The 16,901-nt window shown below is 73.6% G+C and carries 14 protein-coding genes; 9 read left to right on the forward strand and 5 right to left on the reverse strand.

Annotated features, from left to right (window positions below; all coding sequences use genetic code 11):
* Window positions 1-291: 291 nt before the first annotated feature.
* Together OG764_RS07735 and idi are read left to right on the forward strand one after the other, a co-directional pair.
* The gene (locus OG764_RS07735; RefSeq protein WP_328967652.1) at window positions 292-1,539 is read left to right on the forward strand and encodes a bifunctional class I SAM-dependent methyltransferase/N-acetyltransferase; all 1,248 of its coding nucleotides are present in this window, start codon (window positions 292-294) and stop codon (window positions 1,537-1,539) included.
* Window positions 1,540-1,763: 224 nt separating this feature from the next.
* Window positions 1,764-2,360, forward strand: coding sequence for an isopentenyl-diphosphate Delta-isomerase (gene idi / locus OG764_RS07740; RefSeq protein ID WP_328967653.1), 597 nt, complete (start codon window positions 1,764-1,766; stop codon window positions 2,358-2,360).
* 38 nt (window positions 2,361-2,398) lie between these two features.
* Here the strand turns inward: idi and OG764_RS07745 are convergent, their stop codons facing one another.
* Window positions 2,399-2,875, reverse strand: coding sequence for an ATP-binding protein (locus OG764_RS07745; RefSeq protein WP_328972912.1), 477 nt, complete (start codon window positions 2,873-2,875; stop codon window positions 2,399-2,401).
* 260 nt (window positions 2,876-3,135) lie between these two features.
* Here OG764_RS07745 and OG764_RS07750 point away from each other — a divergent pair, with 260 nt between their 5' ends.
* Window positions 3,136-3,906: an enoyl-CoA hydratase/isomerase family protein gene (locus tag OG764_RS07750; protein ID WP_328967654.1), complete on the forward strand. Its 771-nt coding sequence runs from the start codon at window positions 3,136-3,138 to the stop codon at window positions 3,904-3,906.
* Window positions 3,907-3,949: 43 nt separating this feature from the next.
* On the opposite strand, the gene OG764_RS07755 is transcribed toward OG764_RS07750, so the two are convergent.
* Both OG764_RS07755 and OG764_RS07760 read right to left on the reverse strand, forming a co-directional pair.
* Window positions 3,950-4,585 carry a DJ-1/PfpI family protein gene (locus OG764_RS07755; RefSeq protein WP_328967655.1) on the reverse strand — a complete coding sequence of 212 codons (636 nt, stop codon included), beginning with the start codon at window positions 4,583-4,585 and terminating at the stop codon, window positions 3,950-3,952.
* Between the two features lie 118 nt (window positions 4,586-4,703).
* A complete protein-coding gene (locus OG764_RS07760; protein WP_328967656.1) occupies window positions 4,704-5,666 on the reverse strand; it encodes a GlxA family transcriptional regulator in 963 nt (320 codons plus the stop codon).
* Window positions 5,667-5,823: 157 nt separating this feature from the next.
* Between OG764_RS07760 and OG764_RS07765 the strand changes: the two genes are divergently transcribed.
* The 5 genes from OG764_RS07765 to OG764_RS07785 all read left to right on the forward strand — a co-directional run bounded on the left by OG764_RS07765 (window position 5,824) and on the right by OG764_RS07785 (window position 12,026).
* Window positions 5,824-6,693, forward strand: coding sequence for an SCO6745 family protein (locus tag OG764_RS07765; RefSeq protein ID WP_328967657.1), 870 nt, complete (start codon window positions 5,824-5,826; stop codon window positions 6,691-6,693).
* Between the two features lie 172 nt (window positions 6,694-6,865).
* The gene (locus OG764_RS07770; protein ID WP_328967658.1) at window positions 6,866-9,289 is read left to right on the forward strand and encodes a Tex family protein; all 2,424 of its coding nucleotides are present in this window, start codon (window positions 6,866-6,868) and stop codon (window positions 9,287-9,289) included.
* Between the two features lie 214 nt (window positions 9,290-9,503).
* Window positions 9,504-10,046 carry a hypothetical protein gene (locus tag OG764_RS07775; protein ID WP_328967659.1) on the forward strand — a complete coding sequence of 181 codons (543 nt, stop codon included), beginning with the start codon at window positions 9,504-9,506 and terminating at the stop codon, window positions 10,044-10,046.
* Window positions 10,036-11,217, forward strand: coding sequence for an MAB_1171c family putative transporter (locus OG764_RS07780; protein WP_328967660.1), 1,182 nt, complete (start codon window positions 10,036-10,038; stop codon window positions 11,215-11,217). Before OG764_RS07775 ends, OG764_RS07780 begins: the two co-directional genes overlap by 11 nt.
* 32 nt (window positions 11,218-11,249) lie before the next feature.
* Window positions 11,250-12,026: an SDR family NAD(P)-dependent oxidoreductase gene (locus OG764_RS07785; RefSeq protein WP_328967661.1), complete on the forward strand. Its 777-nt coding sequence runs from the start codon at window positions 11,250-11,252 to the stop codon at window positions 12,024-12,026.
* 454 nt (window positions 12,027-12,480) lie between these two features.
* Here OG764_RS07785 and OG764_RS07790 read toward each other — a convergent pair whose 3' ends face one another.
* Window positions 12,481-14,121, reverse strand: coding sequence for an ABC-F family ATP-binding cassette domain-containing protein (locus OG764_RS07790; RefSeq protein ID WP_328967662.1), 1,641 nt, complete (start codon window positions 14,119-14,121; stop codon window positions 12,481-12,483).
* Window positions 14,122-14,367: 246 nt separating this feature from the next.
* Between OG764_RS07790 and OG764_RS07795 the strand changes: the two genes are divergently transcribed.
* On the forward strand, window positions 14,368-15,900 hold the full coding sequence (locus tag OG764_RS07795) for a M1 family metallopeptidase (RefSeq protein ID WP_328967663.1): 1,533 nt from the start codon (window positions 14,368-14,370) through the stop codon (window positions 15,898-15,900).
* Between the two features lie 69 nt (window positions 15,901-15,969).
* On the opposite strand, the gene OG764_RS07800 is transcribed toward OG764_RS07795, so the two are convergent.
* Window positions 15,970-16,839, reverse strand: coding sequence for an oxygenase MpaB family protein (locus OG764_RS07800; protein WP_328967664.1), 870 nt, complete (start codon window positions 16,837-16,839; stop codon window positions 15,970-15,972).
* Window positions 16,840-16,901: the final 62 nt, after the last annotated feature.

Below are 16,901 nucleotides of genomic sequence, written 5' to 3' on the forward strand. Positions count from 1 at the left end.
AACGCGGGGCTCCGGGCGGTCTCCCCCCGCCGTGATCATCATGGTCGATCGACGCTTCCGCCGACAAACGGCCCGGTGTTAGGGTGCTCGCAGAGACATGCCGTCTCGTTCGACGCGTGTGATGCGCCCCGAATGCCTGAAGGAGGTGGGTTGATGACCGTCGCAGTGTTCGCTGCCGTGTGCGGCGACGACAGGTCCATCCCCACGTTCCGGGCGTCCGGCCGGGTCTGATCACGCTTTCTGCGCGCTGATCGCGCCGCGGTCCGGGGCCCACTTCCTCAAGGGTTCACGTTGACCGACAACACGTTGTTCGAGGCATTTCTCACTCTCCACCGCGGTCTGCCGCGCCAGGGGCCGGGCTCCGACGCGACGACCCGGCGCCTCCTCTCCCTCGCCGGACCCCTCCCCGAGCGGCCGCGGGTCCTCGACCTGGGCTGCGGCCCGGGCCGCAGCGCACTGCTCCTCGCCGCCGAAGCGGGCGCCGAGGTGACCGCCGTCGACCTGTACGACGGCTTCCTCGACGAGCTGCGCGCGGCCGCCTCGGCCCGCGGGCTGGCCGACCGGGTGCGTCCGGTGCTCGCCGACATGGGCGCGCTGCCGTTCCCCGACGGCTCCTTCGACCTCGTCTGGGCGGAGAGCTCCGTCTACAACATCGGCTTCGACACCGCCCTGCGGGAGTGGAAGCGGCTCCTCGCCCCGGGCGGCGCGCTCGTGCTGACCGAGTGCGTGTGGACCTCCGACGAGCCCTCCGGGCAGGCGCGGGCCTTCTGGGAGGAGCACTACGCACTGCGCCGGGACGCCGACAACGCGGCGGCCGCCGAGGCCGCCGGGTACGAGGTGCTCGGCGTCCACCCGCAGCCGCAGTCCGACTGGGACGAGTACTACGGGCCGCTCGGCGAGCGGGCCGAGGCCGCCGACCCGTCGGTGCCCGGAATGGCCGAGGCGATCGCCGGGGCCCGTACGGAGATCGCCATGCGCCGGGACCACGGCGGCGAGTACGGGTACAGCGGCTACGTGCTGCGGCCCGCCGGGGCGGCCGGCTGGACGGTCCGCGAGGAGCGGCCCGCCGACCGGGAGGCCGTGTTCGCGGTCCACGCGGCCGCGTTCCCGACCCCGTACGAGGCGGAGCTGGTCGACGAGCTGCGCGCGGACGGGGCGTGGATCCCCGGGTTCTCCTACGTGGCGCAGGCGCCCGACGGGTCGGTGGCCGCGCACGCGCTGGTCACCCGCTGCCACATCGACGGGGTGCCGTCGCTGGCGCTCGCGCCGGTGGCGACGGCGCCGGAGTACCAGCGCACGGGCGCCGGCAGCGCCGTCGTGCGGGCGGTGCTGGACGCCGTGCGCCGCAGCGGAGCGCCGCTGGTGCTGGTGCTCGGGCATCCCGAGTACTACCCGCGGTTCGGTTTCGTGCCGGCGGCAGCCTTCGGGGTCAGCCACGCGTTCGAGGTGCCGGAGGAGGCGAACATGCTGCTGGTCCTCGACGGTTCGGTGCCGGTGCCGGCGGGCACGATCCGGTATCCGGCCCCGTTCGGAGTCTGACCGGGCGTCCGGCCGGACGCCCGACCGGAATCCGGGAGGACCCGGAGCGGAATCGAACCGGAGCCCAACCGGAGTCCTGAGGGAGCGGCCGTGAGCCGGCCGTGCACCACTGCCCCCCGTCGCATATCACGTGGCGGGGGGCAGACATGCGTGGATCACCGAAGTGCGGACAAGCCGCATTTGTGCGGCAGACTGAAGGCCGAAGTCCGAAGCGAAGGATGGTCATGCCGATCACACCAGCCACCGCCGCCGCCGGCGCGTCCAACGGCACCGCAGACGAGCCGATCATGCTCGAACTGGTCGACGAGGCGGGCAACACCATCGGCACCGCGGAGAAGCTCTCCGCACACCAGGCTCCCGGTCGGCTGCACCGGGCGTTCTCCGTGTTCCTGTTCGACGGGGCGGGCCGCCTGCTCCTTCAGCAGCGGGCCCTCGGGAAGTACCACTCCCCCGGCGTCTGGTCGAACACCTGCTGCGGTCACCCGTACCCGGGTGAGTCGCCGTTCGCGGCCGCGGCCCGGCGTACGTACGAGGAGCTGGGTCTGTCGCCCTCGCTGCTCGCGGAGGCGGGCACCGTCCGCTACAACCACCCCGACCCGGATTCGGGCCTGGTGGAGCAGGAGTACAACCACCTGTTCGTGGGACTCGCCCAGGCGGAGCTGCGGGTGGACCCGTCGGAGGTGGGCGACACCGCCTTCGTCACCGCGGAGGAGCTCGCCAAGCGGCACGCGGCCGACCCGTTCTCGGCCTGGTTCATGACGGTGCTGGACGCGGCCCGGCCGGCGATCCGCGAGCTGACGGGCGACGCCGCGGGCTGGTAGGACGCGAGACCGCTCCGGTCCGCACGGTCCGGCTGCGCTCAGCCCCGCGCGGTCCGGCTGCGGGGCACGAGCGGCAGGGCCGCCCAGATCACCTTGCCGCCGCCGGCCGTGTGCTCGACGTCGCAGACGCCCCCGGATTCCAGGGTGATCTCGCGCACGAGCAGCAGGCCGCGGCCGCCGGTCTGGCCGAAATCGGCCTCCAGTGCCTTGGGGCGGTAGGGGTGGTTGTCCTCGACGGCCACCCTTACCCACTCCCGGCCGATGGCCACCTCGACGGCGACCTCGGGCGAGAGCAGCGCCGCGTGCCGTACGGAGTTGGTGACGAGCTCCGAAACGATCAGCAGCAGGGAGTAGGCGGTGTCGCCGCCCACCGGTACGCCTTGGCGGCCCAGCAGATCGCGCACCGCGTGTCGGGCCTGCGGAACGGATTCTTCAACTGCGGGTGCCGTGAACCTCCATACGCCGTCATAGGCGGGTGGTTCGCTCAGTGGTTCGCTGGGGGGTGGCGCGTCCATGTCCCCGCCCCCGTCTTCACGCTCGATCGTCTCCACAGGCCAAGGGTGCGGACGGGGCAGGTTCGCACCGGGCTGCTGACAAGAAGTCAGCACTATTCGCACGCTTTTGAGCGTTGGCGTATGACAGCGTCAGTTGTTCGACTGCTACTGATCTTCTCGGGCGCTGTTCCCGGCCGCCTCCGCGGTGCTCCGGGCATCCGCCGGGCCGGCGACCACGCCACCCCGGTGTGGACGTTGCGGGCCGGGATAGCATCCGGCGCATGGACGCGCAGCTGCAGCACACCGTGGACGGAGCGGTGGCCACGGTCGTCATCTCGCACCCCGCCAAGCGCAACGCCATGACCACGGACATGTGGCGGGCGCTGCCGGAGCTCCTGGACACCCTGGCGGCCGACCCCGCCGTACGGGCCCTGGTGCTCACCGGGGCCGGCGACACCTTCTGTGCCGGGGCCGACATCTCCACGCTGCGCGGGCCGGCCGCCGCGGCGGATCCGCAGGCGCTGGCCGTGGCCGCGGAGGAGGCGCTCGCCGCCTTCCCCTGGCCGACGCTGGCCGCCATCCGCGGCTACTGCGTCGGCGGCGGCAGCCAGCTCGCGGCCGCCTGCGACCTGCGGTTCGCGGAGGAAGGCGCGTCCTTCGGGGTGACCCCGGCGAAGCTGGGCATCGTCTACCCGGCGTCGTCCACCCGGCGGCTGGCCTCGCTGGTGGGCCCGGCGGCCGCCAAGTACCTGCTGTTCTCCGCCGAGTTGATCGACACCGAGCGGGCGCTGCGCACCGGGCTCGTGGACGAGGTGCTGCCGGCGGGCGAACTCGACAAGCGGGTGGCCGAGTTCGCCCGGATCCTCACCGGCCGCTCGCTCCTGACCCAGGCGGCGGCCAAGGAGTTCGCGGACGGCCGCACCGGCCGGGAGGCGTACTGGGCCGGGCAGCAGCGCACCAGCGGCGACACCGCCGAGGGTGTCGCCGCCTTCCTGGAGCGCCGTACGCCCCGCTTCGCCTGGCCGGCCGCGGGCCTGACGCCCGACGCGTGACCGCTGCGGGGGGTGTGACGGGAATCCTGCGCGGGACCGGCGCCTACCGCAGGATGCTGGCGCTCTGGGCCCGCAGTTCGGCGACCAGGTCGGCCGGGGCCTTCTCCGGCGAGCCCGCGTCGTAGGGCGGCTGCGGGTCGTACTCGGTGAGCAGCTGGACCGACTGGGCGACCCGGTCGCCCGCGATCCGGCCGAGCAGGGTCAGGCCCATGTCGATGCCGGAGGAGACGCCGGCCGCGGTCACGTACTTGCCGTCGGTCACGACCCGCTCGCCGGTGGCGTGCGCCCCGAAGCCGGCCAGCGCGTCCAGGGCGAGCCAGTGGGAGGTCGCCCGGCGGCCCCGGAGCAGGCCGGCCGCGCCCAGCAGCAGCGAGCCGGTGCACACCGAGGTGGTCCAGGTGCTGGTGGCGTCGGCGGCGCGCAGCCAGTCGAGCACCTCCTTGTTGTCGGTCTGGGCGTGCGCGACGGGGCTGCCCGGCACGAGGACGATGTCGGGGTTGGGCACCTCGTCGAGGGACCGCTCGGCGATCAGTGTGAGCTGCCCGGAGTCGTTGCGCACGGGGCCGGGCCGCTGCGCGACGAACACCGTCTCGGAGTCGGGGAGCCGGCCCAGGGTGTCGAAGGGGCCGATGGCGTCGAGCGCGGTGACGCGGTCGTAGAGCAGGATCGCGATCTGCACGGGTTTCCTCTTTCCTCTTGCTTCGTTTTTTCTTTTCTTCGTTTCTTCCGGACTCGGCAGGGCCGACGGAACGAACGGGCCGGGGTGTGCGGGCCGGGGTGTGCGGGCCGGTCGGCGGTTACGGGGCCGGGTGGTCGCCGAAGCGGCGCCGGTACTCGGCCGGCGGCTGGCCCAGGGTGCGGACGAAGGCGCGCCGCAGCGCCTCTGGCGTGCCGTACCCGCAGGCGCGGGAGATCTGGGAGACCCCGGCGGAGCTGTCCTCCAGGAGCCGCCGGGCGTGCTCGACGCGGACCCGCTCCACGTACCGGCCGGGGCTCACCCCGGTCTCCGCCTGGAAGGCGCGGGCGAAGTGCCGGGGCGAGAGCCGGGCGCGGCGGGCGAGTTCCGGCACGCTCAGGTCCTCCGCGGGGTGCTCGGTGATGAACTGCTGGACCTCGCGCAGGGGTTCGCGCTGTGCGGTCTGGGCCGCGAGCTGGGCGCTGAACTGGGCCTGGTTGCCGGGCCGGCGCAGGAACACCACGAGGTGGCGGGCGACTTGGAGGGCGATCTCCCGCCCGAGGTCCTCCTCCACCAGCGCGAGGGCGAGGTCGATGCCGGCGGTCACGCCCGCCGAGGTGGCGATGTGGCCGTCGCGTACGTAGATGGGGTCGGGTTCGACCCGCACCGCCGGGTACTTGTCGGCGAACGCCTCGCAGAGCATCCAGTGCGAGGTGGCCCGGCGGCCGTCGAGCAGTCCGGCCTCGGCCAGCAGCAGCGAGCCGGTGCACACGGACACCAGGCGTTCGGCGCCGGGACCGTGCTCGCGCAGCCAGCCGATGAGGGCAGGGTCGGGCCGCCGGGTGCCCTCGCCGCCCGGGACGAGCAGGGTGTGCGGGCGGGGGGCGGTGGCCAGCGGACCGTCGGGGACCACGGTGAGGCCGCTGCTGGTCCGGACCGGACCGCCGTCGAGGGAGGCGGTACGGATCCGGTATCCGGCCCGCGGGTCCAGGAGCGAGGCTCCGCTGAACACCTCGACGGGCCCGGTGACATCGAGGCTCTGGACTCCGTCGAAGAGCAGGGCCAACACGGTTCGCTGCGGCATGGCCCCATCCTGTGCCGACCCGGCGGATGGCTGCAATGACGGGCCTCCCACCTATTCGGCCACGGCCGTACGGAGTCGGGCCCACCTCGCCAGGTCGCCGGACGGGTCGGCCGGAAATCTCTCACCGGCGCCGGAATCCGGCCGTTAGCGTGCGCGCATGACCTCCCTCCTGCCTGCCCGGGCCGTGCGCAACTGCGGCGAGGGCACCATGAACACGACCCACGCCGTCGTCATCTTCGCGCCCGAGCACGAGGCCGAACTGAAGGCCGTCGGCATCACCTCGCGCATCCGCGGCATCCTCGCGGTCCGGGCCGCGGCGCTGGGTCCGATCGGCCCGGGCGCCGCGGCCGGCGCGTTCTTCAACCACGACTACGCGTTCCTGGCGCGGCACTTCCCGGCCGTCTGGCAGGAGGCGAGCCCGGCGGACGTGCTCGCCGCCCGGGCGCGGGCCGCGGAGGCCGCCCTGCCGCGGCTGTTCGGCGCGGACGTCGTCTCCTCGCCCGAGATGAAGGAGGCCGCGGCGCTCGCGCTGCGCGCCACCGAGGCGTGCGAGCGGCCCGGCAAGACGCTGTTCGCGGCGCACGCCGACCTGCCGGTGCCGGAGGTGCCGCACGTGGCGTACTGGCACGCGGCCACCCTGCTGCGCGAGCACCGCGGCGACGGGCACAACGCCGCCCTGCTCGCCGCCGGGCTGGACCCGGTCGAGTCGATGGTCGCGCACTCCGCGTCCGGCACCGGCATCAGCGGGCAGCGGATCCGCGACACCCGCGGCTGGACCCAGGAGGACCTGGAGGCCGCCAAGGACCGGCTGCGCGAGCGCGGCCTGCTGGACGCCGCGGGCGACCTCACCCAGGAGGGCCGCGACCTGCGGGAGGCGGTGGAGGTGGAGACCGACCGGCTGGACCGGGCGCCGTACGAGCACATCGGCGCGGCGGGCACGGCGCGGCTGACGGAGCTGGGGCAGACCTGGTTCCGGATCGCGCTCGGCAACGGCGGCTTCCCGGCGGACCTGTTCGGCAAGGCCTGACCCGGAGGGGGCCGGGCGGGCCCGGGCCCGTCCGGCCCGGCCCCGGCCTCCTGCGGCGCGTTCCGGGAGAGTCCGGCCCGATCCGCAAGAGACGGCCCGGCCCTGACCTGCTCCCTCGGCGCCACCTGCCACAATTGGCAGCCTTCTGGCCCATACGAAGGCAGGACCGATCGTGACGACGTCCATCGAAGGCAGGATCGCCGAGGAGCTCGGCGTACGGGAGCGGCAGGTGAAGGCCGCCGTCGAGCTGCTCGACGGCGGCTCGACCGTGCCCTTCATCGCGCGCTACCGCAAGGAAGCGACCGAGATGCTCGACGACGCGCAGCTGCGCACGCTGGAGGAGCGGCTGCGCTACCTGCGGGAGCTGGAGGACCGGCGGGCGGCGATCCTGGAGTCCGTACGGGAGCAGGGCAAGCTGGACGCGGCCCTGGAGGCGCGGATCCTGGCCGCGGACACCAAGGCCCGGCTGGAGGACATCTACCTGCCCTTCAAGCCGAAGCGCCGGACCAAGGCGCAGATCGCCCGCGAGGCCGGTCTGGAGCCGCTGGCCGAGCGGCTGCTCGCGGACCCGTCGGTGGAGCCGGCGACCGCTGCGGCGGCGTTCGTCGACGCGGACAAGGGCGTGGCCGACGCGGCCGCGGCGCTGGAGGGCGCCCGGGCAGTGCTCACCGAGCGGTTCGCGGAGGACGCCGACCTGATCGGCGAGCTGCGCGAGCGGATGTGGACGCGCGGCCGGCTGGCGGCGAAGGTCCGCGACGGCAAGGAGGAGGAGGGCGCCAAGTTCGCCGACTACTTCGACTTCGCCGAGCCGTTCACGGCGCTGCCCTCGCACCGGGTGCTGGCGATGCTGCGCGGCGAGAAGGAGGACGTCCTCGACCTGACGCTGCAGCCGGAGCCCCCCGAGGACGCGGCTGCCGCCGGCCCGTCCTCGTACGAGGGCATCGTCGCGCACCGCTTCGGGATCGCCGAGCGCGGCCGGCCCGGCGACAAGTGGCTGACGGACACGGTCCGCTGGGCGTGGCGCACGAAGATCCTCGTGCACCTGGGGCTGGACCTGCGGCTGCGGCTGCGGCAGGCCGCCGAGGACGAGGCGGTGCGGGTGTTCGCGGCGAACCTGCGGGACCTGCTGCTGGCGGCGCCGGCCGGGACGCGCGCCACCCTCGGCCTGGACCCCGGCTTCCGTACGGGGGTGAAGGTCGCGGTGGTCGACGCGACCGGCAAGGTCGTCGCCACGGACGTGATCTACCCGCACGTGCCCGCCAACAAGTGGGACGAGGCGCTCGCGAAGCTGGCCCGGCTGGCGAAGGAGCACGCTGTCGACCTGATCGCGATCGGCAACGGCACGGCGTCCCGCGAGACCGACAAGCTCGCCGGGGAGCTGTGCGCGAAACATCCCGAACTCGGGCTGACGAAGGTCATGGTGTCGGAGGCGGGCGCGTCGGTGTACTCGGCGTCGGCCTTCGCCTCGCAGGAACTCCCGAACATGGACGTCTCGTTGCGCGGTGCGGTCTCGATCGCACGGCGGCTCCAGGACCCGCTGGCCGAGCTGGTGAAGATCGACCCGAAGTCCATCGGGGTCGGCCAGTACCAGCACGACCTGTCCGAGGTGAAGCTGTCGCGGTCGCTGGACGCGGTGGTCGAGGACTGCGTGAACGGTGTCGGCGTGGACGTCAACACCGCGTCGGCGCCGCTGCTTTCACGGGTGTCGGGGATCAGCGGCGGGCTCGCCGAGAACATCGTGGCGCACCGCGACGCCAACGGCCCGTTCCGCAGCCGCCGCGCGCTCAAGGACGTGGCGCGGCTGGGCCCCAAGGCGTACGAGCAGTGCGCGGGCTTCCTGCGGATCCGCGGTGGCGACGACCCGCTGGACGCCTCCAGCGTGCACCCCGAGTCGTATCCGGTGGTGCGGGCGATGGGCAAGACGGCGGGCGGCGAGGTGGCGGCGCTGATCGGCAACACGGCGGTGCTGCGGTCGCTGCGCCCGGAGAGCTTCGTCACCGAGGCGTTCGGCCTGCCGACGGTCACGGACATCCTGCGGGAGCTGGAGAAGCCGGGCCGCGACCCGCGGCCGGCGTTCAAGACGGCGACCTTCAAGGAGGGCGTCGAGAAGATCGGCGACCTGGCGCCCGGGATGGTCCTGGAAGGAGTGGTCACCAATGTGGCCGCCTTCGGGGCGTTCGTGGACATCGGCGTGCACCAGGACGGGCTGGTGCACGTATCGGCCATGTCGAAGACCTTCGTGAAGGACCCGCGGGAGGTGGCCAAGCCCGGGGACATCGTCCGGGTCAAGGTCATGGACGTGGACATTCCGCGCAAGCGGATCTCGCTGACCCTGCGGCTCGACGACGAGGCGGAGGCCCGCGAGGGCGGCCGCGGCGGCGGCGAGGGCGGCGGCCGGGGACCGCGCCAGGAGCGGCGCGGGGGCGGCGGCAAGCCGCAGCAGCAGCGCGGCGGCGCGGGTTCCGCGGGTGCGGGAGGCGCGGCCGGCGCGGGGCGCGGGCGGCGCGAGAACACCCCGCCGCCGGCGAACAGCGCGATGGCCGACGCGCTGCGGCGGGCCGGGCTGACCGACCCGAAGGAGCGCCGCCGCGGGTGATGGCCGGATCGGCACCACATGTGCCGGGCCGTCTTGCACCCGACGGACAAGATCGGTAGGGATGACGGAAGCCGTCTGCCGCCACGGTGGGCGGCTTCCGCCATTCCCCCCTGCGGACCGCATTCCACAGAGGCCGTCTTGAAGGCTCAGGACCATGACCGTTTCCGCACCCGCCTACCGACGCTGCCCGAGGACGGGTCCTAAGAGGGATCACATGCCATACGGCCATCAGCAGTTGCGCAAGCGCTGTGAATCGATCATCAGCGGTCTCGATCTGTCACATCCCTTCTCGCTCGAAGGACTGTGCGCGCGGATAGCCGAGCAGCGGGGGCGGCCGATACGGCTGCACCCGCTGCCCAGGGAAGCCGCCGAGTCCGGGGTGTGCGGGCTGTGGGTGGGCACTGCGGCCGTGGACTACGTGTTCTACGAGGCCCAGACCTCGCGGCTGCACCAGGAGCACATCGTGCTGCACGAGCTGGGGCACATCCTGTTCGACCACCATTCCCTGGCGGCCGAGGGGCCCGTGGGAGGCGGGGAACCCGTGGCGGCCCGGGAACCCGTGGCGGGCGAGGAGCCCCTGCCGGGCCCGCCCGTGGTGCTGGGCCGGACCAACTACACCACCCGGCAGGAGCGCGAGGCCGAACTCCTGGCCAGCCTGATCCGCACCAAGGCCGGCCTGCTGCCGGGCCGGGGGCCGCAGGGCACGCTCGAGAAACTGGGGTCGGCGCTCGGTGTGAGGCCCACCGATGTCGGCTGAGCTCGCGGCGCTCGGCGACTGGCTCGCCGTGCCGAGCGTGGTGCTGCTGTGGTGCGCGGTGCTGCTGCGGGCCCCGTCCGCCGTCCGCTCCCCCGAACAGCGCGGCCTGCTGCTGGCGGTGGCCACGGCCGCCGCCGCGATGACCCTGAACCTGCCGGACGTCGTCGAGGCCGCCCAGCGCGACCCGGACACCGCGCACCTGGTGGGGCTCGTACGGAACCTGATCGGCGTGCTGTCGGCGGGCGTGGTGCTGTACTTCGTGTCTGCCGCCACCCGCGGGCGCCGCCTCCGGCTGGCTTCGGCCGCGGCCACCGCGGGCCTGCTGGGCGCGATGGTGGTCCTCGACACCGTCGCGCCGGCGCACCGGCTGCACGGGATGCCGCCGGGCGGCGACCCCGTGCCGTCCCTCGCGTACTGGCTGACGCTGATGTCGGCGCACCTGGTCGCCAACACCGTGTGCGTGTTCGTGTGCTGGCGCTACAGCCGGCGGGCCGACAGCCGCGGGCTCGCCGCCGGGCTGCGCCTGTTCGGGCTGGGGACGGCGCTGGCCGGGCTGTTCTGGTGCGCGTACCTGCTCAAGGCCCTGTTCTCCGTCACCTGGCCGCTGCCGTACCTGCCGCTGCTGATGAACCTGCACGGCGTGCTGCGGGCCGCCGCCATCCTCGTGCCGACGCTGTTCACGCTGCGCCGCACCCTCGCCGACAGCGCCGCCGCCTGGCACCTGTGGCCGCTGTGGCGGGACCTCGTCCAGGCCGTGCCGCACGTGGCGCTGCACGAGCCGCGGGCCACCCGGCTCGTCGAGCTGCTGTGGCCGCCGCTCCCCCGCGACCTGCTGGTCTACCGCAAGGTCATCGAGACCCGGGACGCGATCCTGGTGCTCCACGACTACGTCGCCCCCGGCGTGCCCGACCTGGCCCGCGGCCACGTCGCGGCGGCGGGGGTGCCCGCGCCGCGCGCCGAGGCGGCCGTCCTGGCCTGCGTGCTCAGCGAGGCCCGGCGGGCCAAGGCCGGCGGACTGGACCCGCGGCCCGGCACGTACGGGGCCGCCGGGCGCGACGGCAGCGGACTCGACGGCGAGCGGCGGTTCCTCGTGGAGGTGGCCGACGCCTACCGGTCGGCCGCCACCGCCTCCTTCCGCCCCGCGCCCGCCGGCCGGCCCGCGGGGCCGTGACCACCCGCCCCACCCACCGAAAGCGAATACCCGTGACCCTCACTGTGCTCATCACCGGCGCGAGCGCCGGACTCGGTGCCGCGTTCGCGCGCGGCTTCGCGGCCAAGGGCTGCGACCTGATCCTGGTCGCCCGGGACAAGGAACGCCTGGAGCGGGCCGCCGAGGCGCTGTCCTCCTCGTACGGGGTGACCTGCGAGGTGCTCGCCGCCGACCTGCTGGACCCGGCGGACTGCCGGTCGGTCGCCGACCGGCTGGCCGACCCGGCGCGGCCGGTGGACATGCTCGTGAACAACGCGGGCTTCGGGCTGCCCGCGCCCTTCCCGTACAACCCCGTCGAGGACGAGGAGCGGATGCTGGAGCTGCTGGTTCGGGTGCCGATGCGGCTCACGCACGCGGCGGTGCCCGGCATGCGGGAGCGGCGGCGGGGCGCCGTACTGAACGTGTCCTCGGTGGCGGGCCTGCTGCCGACCGGCACCTACGGCGCGGCGAAGGCGTGGGTGACCGCCTTCAGCGAATCGCTGCGGGTGGATCTGGCGCCGTACGGGGTGCGGGTGCTGGCGGTGGTGCCCGGCTTCACGCGGACCGAGTTCCAGGAGCGGGCCGGGATGGACGTGAGCGCGCTCAAGGACTCGGTGTGGCTGGACGCGGATGACGTCGTGGCGAGGGCGTTGCGGGATCTTGCGGTGGGGCGTCCGGTGAGCGTGGCGGGGTGGCGGTACCGGCTCTACGCCCAAGCCGCCCGGCACCTCCCCCGCCACCTCGTCGCAACCCGCCTGGCCCGGACCCGCCGCCCCCCTGCGGACGCCTGAGCCTCCCGGCGGACCTCAGCCCCCTCCAGCCTGGTCGGTGCGTTGGGGCGCAACGCCCAGCCCGCCAGTGCTGCGGGGCGCGATCCCGTCCCCGCCGGTGCTGCGGGGCGCAATTCCCAGCCCCACCGGTGCTACAGGGCGCAATTCCCAGCCCCACCGGTGCTACAGGGCGCAATTCCCAGCCCCACCGGTGCTACAGGGCGCAATTCCCAGCCTCGCCGGCGTTTGAGGCGCGGGGTTTGGGGCGGAGCCCCAAGACTGCAACCCGGCTGGCGCCGGGCACCGGGCTCCGCCCGGACCCGCCCCTCAAGCGCCGGAGGGGCTGAAGGGCGCGCAGGGTCCCCGGGCTCCGCCCGGACCCGCTCCTCAAACGCCGGAGAGGCTGAAGGGTGCGGCGGGGAGGGGGCCCTGCCGAGGGAGGGGTCCTGACGAGGGAGGGGGACCCCCGAGGGGGTCAGGACTCGTGGAGTTTGCCGGATTCGATGCGGAGGCGGCGGGTCGTGTGGACCGCGTCCAGCATGCGGCGATCGTGCGTCACCAGCAGCAGCGTCCCCTCGTACGACTCCAGCGCCGCTTCGAGCTGCTCGATCGCGGGCAGGTCGAGGTGGTTCGTCGGCTCGTCGAGGACGAGCAGGTTCACCCCGCGGCCCTGCAGCAGCGCCAGCGCCGCCCGCGTCCGCTCGCCCGGCGACAGCGTGGCGGCAGGCCGCAGCACGTGCGCGGCCTTCAGCCCGAACTTGGCGAGCAGCGTCCGCACCTCAGCCGGCTCGGTCTCCGGCACGGCGGCGCAGAACGCCTCCAGCAGGGGTTCGTCGCCGAGGAACAGCCCGCGCGCCTGGTCCACCTCGCCGACCAGCACCCCGGAGCCCAGGCTCGCGTCGCCGGAGTCCAGCGGCAGCCGGCCGAGCAGCGCGGCGAGCAGGGTGGACTTGCCGGCGCCGTTGGCCCCGGTGATCGCGACCCGGTCGGCCCAGTCGATCTGGACGTTGACGGGGCCGAAGGAGAAGTCGCCGCGGCGCACCTCGGCGTCGCGCAGGGTGGCCACGACGGAGCCGGAGCGCGGGGCGGCCGCGATCTCCATCCGCAGCTCCCATTCCTTGCGCGGCTCGTCGACGACCTCCAGGCGCTCGATGGCGCGCTGGGTCTGGCGGGCCTTGGCGGCCTGCTTCTCGCTGGACTCGCCGCGCAGCTTGCGGCCGATCTTGTCGTTGTCGTTGCCCGCCTTGCGGCGCGCGTTGCGGACGCCCTTGTCCATCCAGTTGCGCTGCATGAGGGCGCGGCCCTCCAGCGCGGAGCGCTTGTCGGCGTACTCCTCGAAGTCCTCGCGGGCGTGCCGGCGGGCGGTGTCGCGTTCCTCCAGGTAGGCGTCGTAGCCGCCGCCGTAGAGGTTGATCTGCTGCTGGGCGAGGTCGAGTTCCAGGACCTTGGTGACGGTCCGGGTGAGGAACTCGCGGTCGTGGCTGATCACGACGGTGCCGGCGCGCAGGCCCTTGACGAACTCCTCCAGGCGTTCCAGGCCGTCGAGGTCCAGGTCGTTGGTGGGCTCGTCGAGCAGGAAGACGTCGTACCGGGACAGCAGCAGGGAGGCGAGGCCGGCCCGGGCGGCCTGGCCGCCGGAGAGCGCGGTCATCGGCAGGTCGAGGCCGACGGACAGGCCCAGCGAGGCGGCGACCTCTTCGGCCCGTTCGTCGAGGTCGGCGCCGCCGAGGTTCAGCCAGCGGTCGAGGGCGGTGGCGTACGCGTCGTCGGCGCCGGGCGTGCCGTCGACCAGGCCCTGGGTGGCGGTGTCGAGCTCGGCCTGGGCTGCGGCGACGCCGGTGCGGCGGGCCAGGAAGTCCCGTACGGACTCGCCGGGGCGGCGCTCGGGCTCCTGCGGGAGGTGGCCGACGGCGGCGGTGGGCGGGGACAGCCGCAGCTCCCCCTCCTCCGGGGTGTCGAGGCCCGCGAGGAGCCGGAGCAGGGTGGACTTCCCGGCTCCGTTGACCCCGACGAGGCCGATGACGTCGCCGGGGGCGACCACGAGGTCGAGTCCGGCGAAGAGGGTGCGTTCGCCGTGGCCGGCGGCGAGTTCCTTGGCGACGAGGGTTGCAGTCATGAGGGCACCGATCCTACGTGGTGCCCGGGAGGGTCTCGGTTTTCGGCCGTTCCGCTGCGGGGCTCCCGGGGCGCCCGGTGCCCGCGGGACGGGCCACGGCGGCCCGCTCCGGCCCCGCACGCTCAAGATCATGACGGCCGAATGGCGATCGTGTGACAGGAGTGGCCATGGACATGACGCGGGGTGGCGGGTCTGAATACGGTCGACGCAACAGACGGACAACGGCCCCTCACCCCTGGAGCTTTCGTGCACCGCAAAGTCATCGCCCCGAGCGTTCTCGCCGCCTCCCTGCTGCTGGCGATCCCGGCATCCGCGGCGAGTTTCGGTCCCGGCGCCCCCGGCATCGGCGACGCCTACTACCCGGCGAGCGGGAACGGCGGGTACGACGTCTCGCACTACGACCTGCGACTGAAGTACCAGCCGGCGACGGACCTCCTGGAGGGCACGGCGACGCTGCTGGCCACCGCCAAGCAGGACCTGTCCCGCTTCAACCTGGACTTCGGGCTGAAGGTCAGCGACGTGCGGGTCAACGGCCGGAAGGCGAAGTTCGCCACCTCCGGCACCCAGGAGCTGGAGATCACGCCGGCGGCGCCGTTGCCGAAGGGCAAGTCCGTCACCGTCGTCGTCACGTACGCGGGCAAGCCGTCGGAGCTGAAGGTGGACGGCTGGACGGCCTGGCACCGCACCCCGGACGGCGGGGTCGCCGCCCAGGAGCCGGATTCGGCGATCTGGTGGTTCCCGAGCAACGACCACCCGCTGGACAAGGCCACCTTCGACGTGTCGGTCAACGTGCCGGACGGCACCCAGGCCATCAGCAACGGCGTGCTCCAGTCGTCGAGTTCGAAGCTGGGCTGGACCCGCTACAACTGGCGGTCGAACAAGCCGCAGGCCACCTACCTGGCCACGCTCGCGGTCGGCAAGTTCGACATCACCACCGACACCACCGAGGGCGGCATTCCGGTCCTCAACGCGTACAGCAAGGACCTCGGTGACAACGCGGGCGCCGCACGGGCCAGCCTGGAGCGCACCGGCGAGGTCGCCGACTGGCTCTCGGAGGTCTTCGGCCCGTACCCCTTCAACGCGCTGGGCGGCTACGTGCCCAACGTGACGAGCGGTTACGCCCTGGAGACGCAGACCCGGCCGTTCTACAGCCCGCGGCAGTTCGCGAACGGCTCGAACATCCAGGTCGTCGTGCACGAGCTGGCGCACCAGTGGTACGGCGACAGCGTGTCCGTCGACAACTGGAAGGACATCTGGATCAACGAGGGCTTCGCCCGGTACAGCCAGTGGCTGTGGTCGGAGAAGGAGGGCGAGGGCACCGCTCAGGAGCTCGCCGACTGGGCGTACGCGTCCCGCCCGGCCGAGGACCCGTTCTGGCAGGTCAAGCCGGGTGACCCGGGTGCCGAGAACCAGTTCCACGGCGCCGTCTACGACCGTGGGGCGATCGCCCTGCAGGCGCTGCGCAACGAGATCGGCGACGAGAAGTTCTTCGCGGTCCTCAAGGGCTGGCCCACCCAGTTCGCGTACGGCAACGCCAAGGTCGGCGACTTCCTGCGGTACGCCGAGCGGGTCTCGGGCAAGCCGCTGGCCCAGCTGCTGGAGACCTGGCTGTACACGCCGGGCAAGCCGGCCGTCGGCCCGGTCGTGAAGCCGTCCCTGCGCAAGGGCTCCTCGGCGACCCCGTGGTCCCTCGCCGTGCCGTCGAAGAAGCCCGCCAAGGCGGTCCAGCCGAAGTCGTGGAAGAAGATCGCCGCGACGAACACCATCCACGAGCACTGAGCCCCACCCGGCCTCCCCGGCCGATACACGCCGTCGCCCGTCGCCGTCCGCCGTCCGTGCGGACGGCGGTCAGCGGGCGGCGGCGCGCCGGCGTGCGCGTGCGGCCCGGGCCACCGGCAGGTACCGCAGCCGTTCCGGGAGCACCGGCACGAGCAGCCGTACGGCCGTGCTGAACCGGCGCAGCCGCCGCTCCCGGGCCTCGCTCCACTCCAGCCCGAGGGCAGCCCGCGCCTCCGGCGGCATGTAGCCGACGGTGACGAAGGCCCGCAGGCGGAGGAAGAGCCGGCGCAGCACCGGCCAGGCGGCGCGGACCAGCAGCCGCACCGGCAGCGGGCCGCCCGTCGGGCAGGGCAGCGGCGCGTCGGCGGCCAGCAGCTCGCGGGCCACCTTGGTGGGCTCGACCTCCTCGGCGAGCATCCGGTGGTAGTACGGCCAGTACTCCTCGATGCTCTGCGGCATGTCGCGGTCGCGGATCCCGAGGATCCGGCCGACCTGGAGCCACTCGCGGTACAACTGCCGTTCCTGGGCGGGCGTGAAGGGCCGGAAGAGGTAGCGGCCGGCGTAGAGGTAGACGGGGAAGCCGGTGGCGTGGACCCAGGAGTAGCAGCCCGGTTCCAGGGAGTGGTACGGGCGGCCCCGGGTGTCGGTGCCCCGGATGTCCCGGTGCAGGCGGCGCACCCGGCGGCCCTCCTCGGCGGCCCGCTCCCCGCCGTACACCCACAGCTGGACGGACCGCAGGGAGCGTTCGCCACGGCCCCAGGGGTCGGTGCGGAAGACCGAGTACGTGTCCACGCCCGCGCCGATCGCGGGGTGCGCGACCTGGAGGGTGAAGGCGGTGGGCAGCATCAGGAGGCTGCGGACGTCGCCCGCGATCGTCCAGAGCACTCCGCCGGGGGGCGGCGGCGCGGGGGCCTGCGGCGGCTTCGGACGTGCTCCCACCTGGTGCTCCCGAGATCGTTCCGGTCGTTCTCCTCCAGTATGGCCATGGCCCGTCCAGATTC

This window comes from Streptomyces sp. NBC_00239 (assembly GCF_036194065.1).
Taxonomy (GTDB): Bacteria; Actinomycetota; Actinomycetes; order Streptomycetales; family Streptomycetaceae; genus Streptomyces.